The sequence below is a fragment of the Klebsiella sp. ZJOU C1 genome (genome assembly GCF_035620215.1).
In the GTDB taxonomy this organism is placed as follows: Bacteria; Pseudomonadota; Gammaproteobacteria; order Enterobacterales; family Enterobacteriaceae; genus Klebsiella; species Klebsiella variicola.
The window spans coordinates 5,061,471-5,077,050 of record NZ_CP141644.1; the positions used below are offsets into that span (position 1 = coordinate 5,061,471).

The window sequence follows — 15,580 nt, forward strand, 5'->3', positions numbered from 1 at the left end:
GACTCCAGTGGTTACATCAAGCGTTGATAAAGTTCGCGATAGGAGTTCGCGGCAACCTGCCAGCTAAAATCCATATTCATCGCCTGACGCTGCACATAGCGCCAGAGCGACGGGCGCGACCAGAGAACAAAGGCGCGACGGATAGCGCGCAGCAATGACAGCGCATTGCTGTCCTCAAAGACAAACCCTGTCGCCAGACCATCGGCAAGGTTCTCCAGCGAACTGTCAGAGACCGTGTCCGCCAGCCCCCCGGTGCGGCGCACCAGCGGCAGCGTGCCGTACTTCAGACCATACAGCTGAGTTAAGCCGCACGGTTCAAAGCGGCTCGGCACCAGAATGACGTCGGCGCCGCCCATAATGCGATGGGAGAAGGCCTCATGGTAGCCAATCTGCACCCCCACTTTGCCCGGATGTTCGGCGGCGGCGGCGAGGAAACCTTCCTGCAGCACCGGATCGCCGGCGCCCAGCAGCGCCAGCTGGCCGCCCTGCTCAAGCAGACCCGGCAGCGCTTCGAGCACCAGATCCAGCCCTTTCTGGCTGGTCAGGCGGCTGACCACGGCAAACAGCGGCGCTTTGTCATCGACCTTCAGGCCCATCGCAATCTGCAGCTGACGCTTGTTCTCCGCCTTCTCCTCCAGCGTGTCGCGATCGTAGCGCATCGGCAGCAGCAGATCGTTTTGCGGACTCCAGATACCGTCGTCAACGCCGTTGAGGATCCCCGACAGCCGTCCTTCATGATGGCGCTGGCGCAGCAGCCCTTCCATGCCGTAGGCGTATTGCGGTTCGGTGATCTCGCGCGCGTAGGTCGGGCTTACCGCCGTAATATGGTCGGCGTAGTAAAGACCGGCCTTCAGAAACGAGATCTGACCGTTAAACTCGAGGCCATGCATGTTGTAAAACGACCACGGCAGCTCGATATCATTCATATGCCAGGAGTAAAACATCCCCTGGTAGGCCAGGTTGTGCACGGTAAAGACCGATTTAGCCGGGCGTCCGCGCGCCGCCAGGTAGGCCGGCGTCAGGCCGGCGTGCCAGTCATGGGCATGCACCACATCCGGGCGCCAGAACGGATCCAGTCCGCTAGCCATTTCGCTTCCCACCCAGCCCAGCAGCGCAAAGCGCAGGACGTTGTCGGTATAAGCGTGCTGGTTGGTATCGTGGTATGGGCTCCCCGGCCGGTCATAGAGATGCGGGGCATCTATCAGGTAGATCCCCACGCCGTTAAAGTGGCCGTACAGCAGCGTGATCCGCCCGGCGAAGGTATCGCGGCGGGTTACCACCTGGGCATCCACCACGCCGCGGCGGATATCGGGAAACGCCGGCAACAGCACGCGGGTGTCGATACCCTCCGCAATTTGCGCCGCCGGCAGTGCGCCGATGACGTCCGCCAGACCGCCCGTCTTTAACAGCGGGAACATCTCAGAACATACATGTAAGACCTGCATTAGCGCTCCTGTTTGTGCCCCAATTTCCGCAGCATGTCGCGGGTCACCAGCACGATACCTTCCTCTGAGCGATAGAAGCGGCGTGCATCCTCTTCCGCGTTCTCACCAATCACCATACCTTCCGGGATGACGCAGGCGCGGTCAATCACGCAGCGACGCAGGCGGCATGAGCGCCCCACCCAGACATCTGGCAACAAGACTGCCGAATCAATGTTACAGAATGAGTTCACCCGCACGCGCGGGAACAGCACCGACTGCACCACCACCGACCCGGAGATAATGCAGCCGCCGGAAACCAGCGAGTTCAGGGTCATGCCGTGGCTACCGGAGCGGTCCTGGACGAACTTCGCCGGCGGCAGCGATTCCATATGGGTGCGGATCGGCCAGTTCTGGTCGTACATATCCAGTTCCGGCGTGACTGACGCCAGATCGAGGTTGGCCTTCCAGTAGGCCTCCAGCGTTCCCACATCGCGCCAGTACGGCTCAGCGTTCGGGTCAGACTGCACGCAGGAGAGCGGGAAAGGATGTGCATAAGCCATGCCAGCTTCGGTGATCTTCGGAATGATATCTTTGCCGAAATCGTGGCTGGAGTTTTCGTTGCGATCGTCTTCTTCCAGCAGCTCATAAAGATAGGCGGCGTCAAAGATATAAATGCCCATACTGGCCAGTGATTTGGTCGGGTCGGTTGGCATCGCCGGCGGGTTAGCGGGTTTCTCGACGAATTCAATGATTTTTTCGTTTTCATCGACCGCCATGACGCCGAAGGCGGATGCCTCTTCAATGGGCACCGGCATGCAGGCCACGGTGCAACGCGCCCCTTTTTCGACATGGTCAATCAGCATGCGCGAGTAATCCTGCTTATAAATATGATCGCCCGCGAGGATCACCACGTACTCCGCTTTGTAGCGGCGGATGATGTCCAGGTTCTGCGTCACTGCGTCCGCCGTGCCGCGATACCAGTTTTCGCCGTGCACGCGCTGCTGGGCTGGCAGCAGATCGACAAACTCATTCATCTCTTCGCTGAAGAACGACCAGCCGCGCTGGATATGCTGCACCAGCGTGTGCGACTGATACTGGGTGATGACGCCGATACGGCGGATCCCTGAGTTAATGCAGTTAGATAATGCGAAATCGATAATACGGAACTTGCCGCCGAAGTGAACGGCAGGTTTCGCACGCTTAATGGTGAGATCCTTGAGCCGGGTGCCACGCCCGCCCGCGAGGATCAACGCCACGGATTTGATGGGTAATTGACGCGCCAGCATCAGCGGATCGTTTTTTTCAAGCCTAACCATGATTAACTCCTTTTTACACCCCAGCTTTCCTTCTCATCCCGCCGCGCCGCCGCCACGAGTTCAACCGGAAGCTTCAGGGATTACGACCTTTGAAATACGCACACTCCGTGCGCGGGCCCATGCCAGACAGCCATGATGACCGGATTATCCTCTCCGGCGAAGGGAGGAACGGCGCGCCATTCCCCCTCAGGTAAAACCATATCGACCACCTCTGCGGTGGCGTTCAGCGTGAGCAGCCAGCGATCAGACAACTGGATCTGCATACACGCTGCGCCCTGCTGCCACTCCCCGGCAGTCAGCGGCTGGGCGTTGCGATTAAGCCAGCGGACATTGCCATCGCCCTCCTGCCACCAGCGGTTGCGGGTGAGCGCTGGAATGCGACGGCGCAGGTGGATCAGCGCCGCGGTAAACGCGGTTAATCCCGGGTTCGCCTGACGCCAGTCCAGCCAGGTCAACGCGTTATCCTGGCAGTAGGCATTATTGTTGCCGTGCTGGCTGTGGCCCTGCTCATCGCCCGCCAGCAGCATTGGCGTCCCCTGAGCCAGCAGCAGCGTCGTCAATAGCGCATGCACGCTGGCGCGCCGCCGTTCAATCACCGCAAGATTGGCGTCTAATCCCTCTATACCATGATTGTTGCTGTAGTTATTGTTAGTCCCATCGCGATTCTCCTCCCCGTTTGCCTCATTGTGTTTCTGATTGAAACAGACGCAGTCGCGGAGCGTGAAGCCATCGTGGGCCGTCACCAGGTTCACCGTCGCCGATGGCCGTTTGCCATCGCGAGCAAAGAGATCGCTGGAGGCCGCGAAGCGTTGCGCAAAGTCACCGAGGGAGACGTTTTGCTGCAGCCAGAAACGACGGGAAATATCGCGAAAATGGTCATTCCATTCGGCGAACAGCGGTGGGAAATTAGCCACCTGATAGCCGCCCGGGCCGATATCCCAGGGTTCCGCAATCAGTTTCACCTGCGACAGCACGCTGTCGCGGCGGATAGCCTCGAACAGCGGCGCATCCTGGCGGAATTCCGGCGTCCGCCCCATCACTGAGGCGAGGTCGAAGCGAAAGCCGTCGACATGGCACTCATCCACCCAGAAGCGCAAACACTGGCGCGCCCATTCCACCACCCCGGGGTGGCTGAGATTGAGCGTATTACCGCAGCCGGTCCAGTTGTGATAATCGCCATCCTCCCTTACCCAATAATAGCTACGGTTGTCGATTCCGCGCAGGGAGACGGTGGGCCCTTCGAGATCAATTTCCGCGCTATGGTTGAGCACGATATCCAGAATCACCTCGATGCCGGCGGCATGAAGCGCCTTAACCGCATCACGAAACTCATCGAGGGCACGCGCGGGATCGCTGGCATAGCGCGGATCCAGCGCGAACCATGCCAGCGGGTTGTAGCCCCAGTAGTTGCTCAAGCCCATCCGCTGCAGTCGCGGCTCGCTGGCGAACTGCGCTACCGGCAACAGCTCGAGGGCGCTGATGCCCAGCGATTTGAAGTAAGCGATCATCACCGGGTGGCCCAGCGCCTTATAAGTTCCGCGAATGGCTTCCGGCAGCTGCGGGTGCAGCAGGGTGAGTCCTTTCACGTGCGCTTCATAAATCACCGTTTCCCCCCACGGGGTACGCGGCGGCTTATCGCCCCGCCAGTCGTAATGCAGATCCACCACTTGCGATTTTGGCGCGATTGCGGCGCTGTCGCGATGATCCGGCTCCCACATTCCACCATGCAGGCGTTCGTCATCCGGCAGATCGCCCTCGACCCGATACGCGCAGGGATCGAGCAGCAGCTTCGCCGGGTTAAAGCGGTGCCCCTGCGCCGGGTCCCAGGGACCATGCACCCGATAGCCGTAGCGCAGGCCCGGCCCGGCAGCGTCCAGCCAGCCGTGCCAGATGTCGCCGCTGCGCGCCGGGAGATCGACGCGTTGCTCGTTACCCTGCTCGTCGAATACGCACAGCTCCACCCGCTCCGCATGGGCGGAGAAGAGGGCGAAATTCACGCCCTTGCCGTCATAGCTGGCGCCCAACGGCGCAGGTTTGCCTGCCGCAAGTGAGGTCATTGCGCCTCCCGGACCAGCCAGATCGTCGCCAGCGGAGGCAGGGTCAACGATAGCGAATGTTCGCGGCCATGGCTGGCGATCGCGTCGCTCTCCACCACACCGCCGTTACCCTGGTTGCTGCCGTGATAGTGCATGGAGTCGGTATTCAACGCCTCGCGCCAGCGTCCCGGCTGGTTAATGCCGAAGCGGTAGTCATGGCGCGGCACCGGCGTGAAGTTGCTGGCGACGATAATCTCATTCCCGGCCCGGTCGCGGCGCACAAAGACAAACACCGAACGCTCATGGTCGTCGACCACCAGCCATTCGAAACCGTAGGGGTCAAAATCCAGCTCGTGCAGCGCTTTATGGTGACGGTAGGTATGGTTCAGGTCACGCACCAGTCGCTGGACGCCATGGTGCCAGTTGTCGCCGCCCTCCAGCAGATGCCAGTCGAGGCTGCCGTCGTGGTTCCACTCGCGGCCTTGAGCGAACTCATTGCCCATAAACAGCAGTTTTTTACCCGGGAAGGCGAACAGCCAGCCGTAGTAGGCGCGCAGGTTGGCAAACTTCTGCCAGGCATCCCCCGGCATGCGGTCGAGAATCGATTTTTTGCCGTGCACCACTTCATCGTGGGAGAGCGGCAGCACAAAATTTTCGGTGTAGTTGTAGAGCATGCCGAAGGTCATTTTGTCATGATGGTAGCGGCGATGCACCGGATCGAGCTTCATGTAATCCAGGGTGTCGTGCATCCAGCCGAGGTTCCATTTGAACCAGAAACCGAGGCCGCCGCCGGCTGGCGGACGGGTCACCCCGGCAAAATCGGTGGACTCTTCCGCCATCGTCACCGCGCCCGGCGTCTGTTCGCCGAGGATGCGGTTGGTGCTGCGCAGAAACTCAATAGCTTCCAGATTTTCCCGGCCGCCGTATTCGTTGGGGATCCACTCACCTGCCTTGCGGCTGTAATCGCGATAGATCATTGAGGCCACCGCGTCGACCCGCAGGGCATCAATACCGAAGCGCTCGATCCAGTACAGCGCGTTACCGACGAGGAAGTTGCTGACTTCGCGGCGACCATAGTTGTAGATCAGGGTATTCCAGTCCTGGTGATACCCCTCGCGTGGATCGCTGTGCTCATACAGCGAAGTACCGTCAAACGAGGCAAGGGCAAAATCATCCGCCGGGAAGTGGCCGGGCACCCAGTCAAGAATGACGTTCAGCCCGGCGGCGTGCGCGGCGTTGATAAAGTAACGGAAATCGTCGCGGGTGCCGAAACGGCGGGTCGGCGCATAGAGCCCGGTGGGTTGATAGCCCCAGCTGCCGTCGAACGGGTGCTCGTTAACCGGCAATAGTTCGAGATGGGTGAAGCCCATCCATTTCGCGTAGGGCACCAGCTGGTCGGCCAGCTCGCGGTAGCTCAGCCAGAAATTATTATCGGTATGACGGCGCCAGGAGCCGAGATGCACTTCATAGATAGAGATCGGGGCATCAAACTGGTTCGCCGCTTTGCGGTCCGCCGGCTGTTCCACTTTGGGCGGCAGGTCGCAGATAAGCGAGGCGCTTTCCGGACGCATTTGCGACTCAAAGGCGTAAGGGTCGGCTTTGACCCGCAGATGGCCGTGGGCGTCAATCAGTTCGAATTTATACAGCTGGCCATTATGCGCGCCGGGAACGAACAGCTCCCAGATCCCGGACTCTTTGCGGAATCGCATCGGGTGGCGTCTGCCATCCCAGTAGTTAAACTGCCCCACCACCGACACGCGGCGGGCATTCGGCGCCCACACCGAGAAACGGGTACCAGTGACGCCGTCCATGGTGGCAGCGTGCGCGCCCAGCGTTTCGTAAGGGCGCAGGTGGGTCCCTTCGGACAGCAGCCAGACGTCAAGATCCTGCAACAGCGGACCAAAGCGATAAGGGTCATCAATCAGATTCTGCTGCCCGTGCCAGGTGACGGCCAGCTGATAGCGAAAGGCGTTTTTGCGACGTGGCAGGACGCCGCTGAAGAAACCACGCGAGTCGAGGCATTCGAGCTTGCCGACTTTGCGTCCGGTTTTCGGTTCAATAACCCACACGTCGGTGGCATCGGGTAATAATGCGCGCACTTCCAGCCCGGCGTCAGTTCGGTGCATGCCGAGCACGGAAAAGGGATCCGCGAAATGACCGGCGATTAGCGCATTAATCACGTCTCTATCAATATGATTAGACATGCTTTCATCCTGTTGTAAGTGTCGCTCATTCCTGTAACTGGCGACTTTTTTTGACCTGAACGGCGCAGTGCTCTCAGCATCCTCCTGCTCCGTCCCACCTTCAGGTAAGGAATTCCTTACTTAAAGCATAGCCAAGGCTGAGTTACCTCCGTGGGGAAAAATCTAACATCCGCGTTTACTCCTTGTATTACGCAAAAAAAAAAGGGGGCTTGAAGACCCCCTTTATGTTCATCCTGCGCTTACGCCAGCTGGCGAAGCATCCGGCGCAGCGGCTCCGCAGCGCCCCACAACAGCTGGTCGCCAACGGTAAAGGCCGACAGATACTCCGGCCCCATATTCAGTTTACGCAGGCGCCCTACCGGGGTGGTCAGGGTGCCCGTCACCGCGGCTGGGGTCAGCTCGCGCATGGTAATCTCACGATCGTTCGGTACCACTTTGGCCCACGGGTTGTGCGCGGCCAGCAGCTCCTCAACGGTCGGGATAGACACATCTTTCTTCAGCTTGATGGTGAACGCCTGGCTGTGGCAGCGCAGCGCGCCAACGCGGACGCACAGGCCGTCTACCGGGATAACGGACGAGGTGGCGAGGATCTTGTTGGTCTCCGCCTGGCCTTTCCACTCTTCGCGGCTCTGGCCGTTATCCAGCTGTTTGTCGATCCACGGGATCAGGCTGCCCGCCAGCGGTACGCCGAAGTTATCTACCGGCAGCTCGCCGCTGCGGGTCAGCGACGTCACTTTGCGCTCGATATCCAGAATGGCGGAAGCCGGATTCGCCAGCTCTGCCGCAACATGGTTGTGCAGCTGACCCATCTGGCTCAGCAGCTCGCGCATATGACGCGCGCCGCCGCCGGAAGCCGCCTGGTACGTTGCCACGCTGACCCACTCCACCAGATCCTGGGCAAACAGGCCGCCGAGGGACATCAGCATCAGGCTAACGGTACAGTTGCCGCCGACAAAGGTTTTGACGCCATTATTCAGGCCGGCGGTGATCACGTCCTGGTTAACCGGGTCGAGGATAATGATCGCATCATCCTTCATGCGCAGCGAAGAGGCGGCGTCAATCCAGTAACCCTGCCAGCCGCTTTCGCGCAGCTTCGGGTAAATCTCGTTGGTGTAATCGCCGCCCTGGCACGTGACAATAATGTCCAGTGCCTTCAGCGCGTCCAGATCGAACGCATCCTGAAGCGTGCCACCGGTGCTACCGCCGAATGACGGCGCTGGCTGTCCCAGCTGGGAGGTAGAGAAGAACACCGGGCGAATGGCGTCGAAATCGCGCTCTTCAACCATGCGTTGCATGAGAACAGAGCCGACCATTCCGCGCCAGCCGATAAAACCAACATTTTTCATAACGTATTCCTGCGAGGTGTGTGCTGTTTGTGCCTGGCCAGTTTCCAACTGGATTATCCCTCACCTTACAAAATGCAGCTAAAGTCGCAAGTGAAATTAATCAATGATTGCTGAACAATCAGAAAAGCAACTTATCCTGCACATTGTCCACCGTCGCTGGTCGTCGTCAAAAACGCAACGATTATCGGGGAAATCCCCTGCGCAATGGAATATTTTCCGTTGCTATTTTATTGATCCTGATTATGGATTGAGCGCGAAATCAGGTGATTTACCGCTTGCCAAATAAACGCATCAAACCCAGGCACAGCAAGGGCTGACGAGGGATACGAGTATCGTCGTAGCGCTAATAAGGGCGAATAGCAGGCAAGGAAAAGGGGGAAAAAGGGCGGCTTATTACAAAGAAGCCAGGGTAAGCAGCGTTACCCTGGCTTTTTATACCCCGCGAGCGGGAGGTGAGCGGGCTTAGCTCAGCAGCTGGAAAGCGATCATACCGACAATCGCCCCGGTGGTACCCAGGATGGTTTCCATCATGGTCCAGGTTTTCAGCGTCTGGGCTTCCGTCGCACCGGTAAATTTACCGAACAGCCAGAAGCCGGCATCGTTCACGTGGCTCACCACAATCGAGCCGCCGGCGATACAGATAGACAACGCTGCCATCTGCGCGCCGCTGTAGTTCAGCTGCTCAATCACCGGCATCACCAGGCCAACCGCCGTCAGACAAGCAACGGTCGCGGACCCCTGAATGATACGGACGGCAGCCGCCAACACGAAGCAGGTAATCGCAATCGGCAGACCCAGGCCTGTCAGCGCTTCGCCGAGCGCCGGGCCGACGCCGGAGTCAACCAGCACCTGCTTGAAGACGCCGCCGGCGCCGATCACCAGCAGGATAATCCCCGCCGGCTGCAGCGCGTGGCCACAGATCTCCATCACGCGGTCTTTCGCCATCCCCAGGCGCATCGCCAGGCCGTAGATCGCGACCAGGCAGGCAACCAGGATCGCGGTGAACGGATGGCCGATAAACTCGAACCATTCGTAGGCAGTGGAACCCACCGGCACAAAGCGCGCGGCGATGGTTTTTAGACCCACCAGCACCAGCGGCAGCAGGATCAGCGACAGGCTAAAGCCGAAGGAGGGCATTTTTCCTTCGCCGAGATGCGGTTCGCTGATATCGTCAGGAATATGCAGCTCAACGTAGCGGCTAATGAAGTTACCCCACAACGGACCGGCGATAATCATCCCCGGGATCGCGGCGCACAGGCCAATCAGGATCATCCAGCCAAAGTCGGCGTGCATTTGCGACGCCAGCAGCATCGGCGCCGGCCCGGGAAGCAGGAACGCGGCGGCGGCGGCCACCCCGGCAAACAGCGGGATCACCAGCTTCACGAGGTTAGTGCCGGTATGGCGCGCCATCGAGAAAGCGACGCTGATCAGCAGGACAATGGCCACTTCGAAGAACAGCGGCAGCGCGCAGATAAGACCGGCAAGACCAATCGCATAGTGCGCGCGGTTGTGGCCGAAGGATTTGAGCATCTTGACGGCAATCTGATCGACCGCCCCCGTTTCATGCAGGATCTTACCGAACATCGCGCCGAGCGCGACGACGATCGCCAGGAAGCCCAGCGTACCGCCCATCCCTTTCTCCATCGTCGCCGCGATTTTATCCAGCGGCATGCCGGAGAAAAGACCTGCACCAATAGAAACCACCATCAAAGCCACGAAGGCGTGCATCCGCGCTTTCATGACTAAAAACAGCAGCAGCAATACCGAGCCGACTGCTGTTAAAACAAGCGTTAAAGTACTCACTAGTGACTGCCTTTGTTGATCACCTCGATGGTGCTGGCCACCACGCCTTCCAGCGGCTGGTCGATATCGACGATAAGCACATCGCTCTCGTCGGCGCCTGGTTCCTGCAGCGTTTCAAACTGCGTCACCAACATTTGGGTTTTGAAGAAGTGTCCTTTGCGTGCCTTCAGACGGTTTTCGATCACGTCGAAATCGCCTTTCAGATAGATGAAGGAGAGGTTCGGGTTGCCCTTACGCAGAATGTCGCGGTAGCTCTTCTTCAGCGCCGAGCAGACGATCAGCGACACCTTGTTGGTACGCTGCATAGCAAACGCGGCGTCATTCAGCGCCTGCAGCCACGGCGTGCGGTCATCATCGTTCAGCGGCTCACCGGAGGCCATCTTGGTGATGTTGCTGCGCGGATGCAGAAAGTCGCCGTCGAGAAACGCAGCATGCAGTTGATGCGCCACTTCGCTGGCGACAGCGGATTTCCCGCTGCCGGAAACGCCCATCAGAACATAGACGTGGTGATCATGATTAGTCGTGCTCAAAGCATCCTCCCACCGGACAGGTACGCCGCGCCATGGCTGACTCATCCAGCGCGAAGGCGGCGTATCGGTTAATTGTTACGGGTAACTGTTATCGGTAACATTGTCATGCCGGACCTGTGGAGAAGCAATATCCATTCGTGCCAGATGTGAATATGTGTGATCTACTTCAAACTTGTCAGTTTAAATTGATCCGCCCGGTGACAATGTGAAACCTAAATCTAACATCTTAGGGGTAATCGCTTCACCACGAATGCGCGCCAGCAGCCGTTCGGCGCCGATGCGTCCCATCCGCTCGCGCGGGGTCAGGACGCTGGCCAGCCGCGGCTCCATCACCTGGCCGATATCATGGCCGTGGAACCCGGCGATCGCCATATCATCGGGGATCTTCAGCCCCAGGCGCTGGCATTCAAACGCCGCGCCGACCGCAAGGTCATCGTTGGTACAGAAGATACCGTCAAGCTGCGGATATTCGCGACGCGCCTGACGCATCAGCTCAATACCCGACGAGTAGGACGAAGACTGCTCCACCATCACGCTATAGGGCGTCATCCCGGCGTCGAGCATCGCCTGCTCGTACCCCTTCTGTTTGATGATAGTTCGTTCATCGAGACGCGCCCCCAGATAGGCGACGTGGCGGTGGCCGCGGGCGATAATCGCTGCGGTCATCTGCCGGGCGGCTTCAAAGTTATCAAACCCGACAGCGATATCGAGGCACGGCGACCGGCTGTCCATCAGCTCCACCACCGGAATGCCGGCGACTTCAATCATCTTCAGGGTGCGAGGCGTATGAGTGCGTTCGGTGAGGATCAGGCCGTCAATGTTCCAGGAGAGCATCGATTCGAGGCGTTTCTCTTCCATTTCCGGCTTATAGCCGTAGTGCGCCAGCATGGTTTGATAGCCGAAGGCGTCGGTGACGCTTTCGATACCGCGCAGCACTTCCGAGAAGACCTGGTTAGTTAACGACGGTAGCAGCACGCCGATGGCGCGGCTGGTCGCGTTGGAGAGAATGTCAGGGGCGCGATTGGGAATATAACCCAGTTCATCGAGGGCAACGGCAATCTTGCCACGCAGCGCTTCGGAGACCTGCTCCGGGTTGCGTAAATAGCGACTGACCGTCATTTTGGTCACGCCGACAAGATCGGCTACATCCTGAAGTACGGGTCTTTTCTTTTTCATCGTCCTGACTGTGATCAACGGGGAAACATTTTCTCAGTTTATCACGGACAAAGCGCAACCTTCGCCGATGTTGGAGAAGGTTGCGCAATTTATTTAACCTGGCTCAGATAACTATCAAACCGGCGGCAGATCGAACAGCAGGATCTCGCTATCGCTGTCGGCATGAACCGAAATAGCCTGCTCGTCCCAGATGGCCAAACCGTCGCTGGTGGTGGCTTTGGTACCGTTGATGGTCACTTCGCCTTTGACCACCTGGATCCACACGCGGCGTTCCGCGGCAATCTGGTGAACCGACTGCTCATCTTTCAGCAGCGCCCAGCGATAGAGTTCCATATCCTGGTACACCTTCAGCGAGCCATCTCGCGCATCTGGCGACAACACCAGCTGTTTGCCCTGGGCGGCGTCGAAGCGGCGCTGCTCGTAGCGCGGGGTAATGCCGGTTTCTTCCGGAATAATCCAGATCTGATACAGACGCAGACGATCGGTTTTGCTCGGGTTGTACTCAGAGTGGCGCACCCCGGTACCCGCACTCATGATCTGGAACTCGCCTGCCGGCACCTGCTCTTTGTTGCCCATACTGTCCTGGTGCTCCACCGCCCCTTCCAGCACATAAGTCAGGATTTCCATGTCTTTGTGTGGATGGGTACCGAAGCCCTGACCAGCGTCGATGACGTCGTCGTTAATCACCCGCAGGGCAGAGAAGCCCATAAAATTCGGGTCATAATAGTTGGCGAAAGAGAAAGTATGCCAGGAATCCAGCCAACCATGGTTAGCGTGGCCACGTTCGTTCGCTTTGCGTAAGTAGATCATGTTGCACCCCCGTATGTTTTCGATGGAGTCAGTGTGGACCCATTTCGCCGTCGATCATAGAGGGTGAAAATTGACTCCTCTGTTCAAAAAATATGAACAAGCGTCGAGGAGCCCGTTTTGCTTATTTTGCCAAGGTGATGGTGGCCGGAGAAGGCTGTTCAAAGCCGCGCTCCAGGATCTCCATATTGGTGAGAACGTCAGATTCCTTGACGTAATTCGGCTGGCCGTTGACGAGAGTTTCATACAGCGCGTCGTACACCCGACCGTAGTCGCCGGTCTCCAGCGGCACCGCTTCACGCACCGTCTCCCCCGCCTCGTTGACGTACACCAGCTCGCCGACGCTGTCGTCCGCGCCAAAACCCGGCTCGCCCGGCATGATATTGGCCTTCAGGCTGGTCTCCTGCTGGTCAATGCCGTATTTCACAAACGAACCTTTATGGCCGTGAACGATGAATTTCGGGTAGTCGATCTGCACCAGGTGGCTGGTTTTGACGATGGCCTTCAGATCGCCGTAGAACAGTTGGGCCTCAAAGGTGTCATCCGGGTTGGCTTTATTGCGCAGCGAGCGCAGATCGTAAGAGACATGGTCCGGACGGCCGAACAGCGAAATGATCTGATCCAGGGTATGCACGCCGAGACCATAGAACTCGCCGTTTTGCGGGCCGCCGGGGTTGGTCTCCGCCACCGGGCGGTAGTTATCGAAATGGCTTTCGATCTCCACCAGTTCGCCGAGTTTCCCGCTCTCAATCACCTTTTTGGTGGTCAGGAAGCAGGAGTCGAAGCGACGATTCTGGTAGGGCGTCACCGTGAGACCTTTGCTGTTTGCCAGGGCAAACAGGGTTTTTGCTTCCTCAAGCGTCGGGGTGAACGGCTTTTCCACCAGCACGTTTTTCCCCGCCTCCAGCGCCTTTTTCGCATATTCGAAATGGCTGTCGGCGTGGGTGCAGACCACCACCAGATTGACCTGTGGGTCGTTTAACACGTCATCAAGATCGCTGGTGAAATGGATATGGGAATACTGCGGCGCCTGCTCCTCGGGCTTCGCCCGGCGGCGGTAGATATGCGCCACATGCCAACGGTCTTTGCGGTGCAAAACGTAAGGAAGATGGTAGCGGGTGGTACTTTTGCCGAAGCCAATAAATGCGCAGTGCAGAGTCATAACGCTGTCCTTAGTTGATGAGCTACCTTCAACCATAGCGCAAGCCGGGCCATCACTTCATCCTCTCTGTCCGCTTTCCTGGAAGATTCGCCAGCAAAATAGTTCAAGCATCACTTATACGAAAATATTAATAACTAATTGATTAACCAGTGATTAATTCGCCATTTTCCAGCTAAAAAACTTGATCCTAACGGCGAAACTACGGATAAGTGGAGGGCAAACCAGGACGTTGCTGATGACTAACGGAGTAGCCAGCCGCTGCTAATGGACAAACAGTATTTCGCCATAAACGGCACCCTTTTTTTCTGGCTTCTTGGACTGATCGCCTGGTCTGTCGATGCCATCGCGCTGGCGCGCCTGGCGGCCGCCTGCGCGCTTGTCGCTTTCCTCCTCCATAGCCAACGGAACAAGATTAACGCGATGTTTATTAAGAAAAATAAAACGGAACCTCAAGCGTCAGAAGCAGCCACACTTCCGGCAATAAACCCAGAACCCGAAGCGGTCGCCAGCAAAAAACACGAGACCACGATCATCGCCAGCGGGGTACATTTCGTCGGCAATGTCGTCGCCAGCGGCCATGTCTATATTCACGGCCAGTTGACCGGCAACATTGAGGCCAAAGAGCATCTGATTAAGGTAATGCGTGAAGGCCAGGTGGAGGGCAACATCAACTGCCGGGAGCTGATTATTGACGGCAAGGTGCAGGGCCAGTGTCATGGCGATAGCATCACCATCGAGGAGCACGGCCATCTGGATGGTACCCTCGCCTATCGCGCGCTGGCGATCAAGAAAGGCGGGGTTTTTAGCGGTCGCGCTGAAATGCTGGCCGCAGCGGAGAACAAAAGTCATATTCTCGGTCTGGTAGCAGACACGCCATCCAAAGCCGACGCGGAGCCCGCCAGGCCGCAGAGCGCCTGAAATAGCGGCAAAAAAAAAGCCAGCACCCGGCTGGCTAAAGTAATACTGGAAGCAATGTGAGCAATGTCGTGCTTTCAGGCTTTCCGCAAGGGTCTCCCTGAATGCAGGACAATAATAATCATTCTCATTCGCACTTGTCTACTTTTTTTTGCAAATAATGCGTGTTGACTCGAACGCCGTAGTCAGTGATGTTTAAAGGGACTTTTCACCTGAATGAGGAACAAGGAATGAGTGACATCGTGATACGCCATGCTGAACCGAAAGATATTGACGCGATTCGTCAAATTCACGCCCAGCCGGAGGTGTATCACAACACGCTACAGGTCCCTCATCCATCCGAACATATGTGGCGGGAGCGGCTAGCCGATACGCCCGGCGTGAAGCAGCTGGTGGCCTGTATCGATGAGCAAGTCGTCGGCCATTTAAGCATTGCCGTCGTCCAACGTCCTCGCCGTAGCCACGTCGCCGATTTTGGTGTCAGCGTGGATTCGCGCTGGCACAACCGCGGCGTCGCCAGCGCGCTGATGCGTACCATGATTGATATGTGCGACAACTGGCTGCGGGTCGAACGTATTGAGCTGACGGTGTTCGCCGATAATGCTCCGGCGATTGCGGTGTATAAGAAGTACGGCTTTGAGATCGAAGGCACCGGCAGGCGTTACGCGCTGCGCAACGGTGAGTATGTGGATGCGTATTATATGGCCAGAATGAAGTAGCGTGTTGCCGGGTGGCGGCGACTGGCCGCCCTCTGTGCGCTCCCTGCGCCATGAGAGTCATAACGCAGAAGAAATATCGGGAGCGCAATGTGCTCTGAATTAACACAAAGCACATATTTTTCCCGGACCAAAAAAGTTGCAA

At 58.0% G+C, this 15,580-nt stretch carries 12 protein-coding genes and 1 pseudogene; 3 read left to right on the forward strand and 10 right to left on the reverse strand.

The features are described from left to right. Positions 1-11 precede the first annotated feature (11 nt). The 5 genes from glgA to asd form a co-directional block, all read right to left on the reverse strand. Positions 12-1,445: a glycogen synthase GlgA gene (gene glgA / locus SPE70_RS24390; protein WP_004202133.1), complete on the reverse strand. Its 1,434-nt coding sequence runs from the start codon at positions 1,443-1,445 to the stop codon at positions 12-14. Continuing rightward, positions 1,445-2,740 (reverse strand): glucose-1-phosphate adenylyltransferase, encoded by a 1,296-nt coding sequence (gene glgC, locus SPE70_RS24395; RefSeq protein ID WP_008806989.1) that lies wholly within the window; start codon positions 2,738-2,740, stop codon positions 1,445-1,447. Before glgC ends, glgA begins: the two co-directional genes overlap by 1 nt. An 80-nt stretch (positions 2,741-2,820) precedes the next feature. After that, positions 2,821-4,797 carry a glycogen debranching protein GlgX gene (gene glgX / locus SPE70_RS24400; protein ID WP_022066279.1) on the reverse strand — a complete coding sequence of 659 codons (1,977 nt, stop codon included), beginning with the start codon at positions 4,795-4,797 and terminating at the stop codon, positions 2,821-2,823. Continuing rightward, positions 4,794-6,980: a 1,4-alpha-glucan branching enzyme gene (glgB, locus tag SPE70_RS24405; protein ID WP_008806987.1), complete on the reverse strand. Its 2,187-nt coding sequence runs from the start codon at positions 6,978-6,980 to the stop codon at positions 4,794-4,796. The genes glgX and glgB overlap by 4 nt, the downstream gene beginning before the upstream one ends. Positions 6,981-7,219: 239 nt before the next feature. Then, positions 7,220-8,326, reverse strand: a complete 1,107-nt coding sequence (gene asd / locus SPE70_RS24410) for an aspartate-semialdehyde dehydrogenase (protein ID WP_012540397.1) — start codon at positions 8,324-8,326, stop codon at positions 7,220-7,222. Positions 8,327-8,429: 103 nt separating this feature from the next. On the opposite strand from asd, the pseudogene SPE70_RS24415 reads away from it, so the two are divergent. Continuing rightward, positions 8,430-8,792: pseudogene (locus SPE70_RS24415) on the forward strand (hypothetical protein). On the opposite strand, the gene gntU reads toward SPE70_RS24415, so the two are convergent. The 5 genes from gntU to SPE70_RS24440 all read right to left on the reverse strand — a co-directional run bounded on the left by gntU (position 8,789) and on the right by SPE70_RS24440 (position 13,804). Then, the gene (gntU, locus tag SPE70_RS24420) at positions 8,789-10,129 is read right to left on the reverse strand and encodes a gluconate transporter (protein ID WP_064170657.1); all 1,341 of its coding nucleotides are present in this window, start codon (positions 10,127-10,129) and stop codon (positions 8,789-8,791) included. The pseudogene SPE70_RS24415 and the gene gntU overlap by 4 nt on opposite strands. Continuing rightward, on the reverse strand, positions 10,129-10,659 hold the full coding sequence (gene gntK / locus SPE70_RS24425) for a gluconokinase (RefSeq protein WP_012540395.1): 531 nt from the start codon (positions 10,657-10,659) through the stop codon (positions 10,129-10,131). Before gntK ends, gntU begins: the two co-directional genes overlap by 1 nt. A 180-nt stretch (positions 10,660-10,839) precedes the next feature. Beyond that, the gene (gene gntR, locus SPE70_RS24430; protein ID WP_002920777.1) at positions 10,840-11,835 is read right to left on the reverse strand and encodes a gluconate operon transcriptional repressor GntR; all 996 of its coding nucleotides are present in this window, start codon (positions 11,833-11,835) and stop codon (positions 10,840-10,842) included. Positions 11,836-11,949: 114 nt separating this feature from the next. Next, a complete protein-coding gene (locus SPE70_RS24435; RefSeq protein WP_002920779.1) occupies positions 11,950-12,645 on the reverse strand; it encodes a pirin family protein in 696 nt (231 codons plus the stop codon). A 121-nt stretch (positions 12,646-12,766) separates the two neighbouring features. Beyond that, entirely contained in the window at positions 12,767-13,804 is a 1,038-nt protein-coding gene (locus SPE70_RS24440) for an oxidoreductase (RefSeq protein ID WP_032755938.1), read from the reverse strand. Positions 13,805-14,068: 264 nt separating this feature from the next. Between SPE70_RS24440 and SPE70_RS24445 the strand changes: the two genes are divergently transcribed. Continuing rightward, positions 14,069-14,722, forward strand: coding sequence for a bactofilin family protein (locus SPE70_RS24445; RefSeq protein ID WP_136047521.1), 654 nt, complete (start codon positions 14,069-14,071; stop codon positions 14,720-14,722). 227 nt (positions 14,723-14,949) lie between these two features. Further along, positions 14,950-15,438: an N-acetyltransferase gene (yhhY, locus tag SPE70_RS24450; RefSeq protein ID WP_012967123.1), complete on the forward strand. Its 489-nt coding sequence runs from the start codon at positions 14,950-14,952 to the stop codon at positions 15,436-15,438. The last annotated feature ends 142 nt before the right edge of the window (positions 15,439-15,580 follow it).

What these genes read in the sequence shown, in the direction of transcription:
- glgA (WP_004202133.1), bottom strand. Translation starts at nt 1,445, where the DNA reads ATGCAGGTCTTACATGTATGTTCTGAGATGTTCCCGCTGTTAAAGACG.
- glgC (WP_008806989.1), bottom strand. Translation starts at nt 2,740, where the DNA reads ATGGTTAGGCTTGAAAAAAACGATCCGCTGATGCTGGCGCGTCAATTA.
- glgX (WP_022066279.1), bottom strand. Translation starts at nt 4,797, where the DNA reads ATGACCTCACTTGCGGCAGGCAAACCTGCGCCGTTGGGCGCCAGCTAT.
- glgB (WP_008806987.1), bottom strand. Translation starts at nt 6,980, where the DNA reads ATGTCTAATCATATTGATAGAGACGTGATTAATGCGCTAATCGCCGGT.
- asd (WP_012540397.1), bottom strand. Translation starts at nt 8,326, where the DNA reads ATGAAAAATGTTGGTTTTATCGGCTGGCGCGGAATGGTCGGCTCTGTT.
- gntR (WP_002920777.1), bottom strand. Translation starts at nt 11,835, where the DNA reads ATGAAAAAGAAAAGACCCGTACTTCAGGATGTAGCCGATCTTGTCGGC.
- SPE70_RS24435 (WP_002920779.1), bottom strand. Translation starts at nt 12,645, where the DNA reads ATGATCTACTTACGCAAAGCGAACGAACGTGGCCACGCTAACCATGGT.
- SPE70_RS24440 (WP_032755938.1), bottom strand. Translation starts at nt 13,804, where the DNA reads ATGACTCTGCACTGCGCATTTATTGGCTTCGGCAAAAGTACCACCCGC.
- SPE70_RS24445 (WP_136047521.1), top strand. Translation starts at nt 14,069, where the DNA reads ATGGACAAACAGTATTTCGCCATAAACGGCACCCTTTTTTTCTGGCTT.
- yhhY (WP_012967123.1), top strand. Translation starts at nt 14,950, where the DNA reads ATGAGTGACATCGTGATACGCCATGCTGAACCGAAAGATATTGACGCG.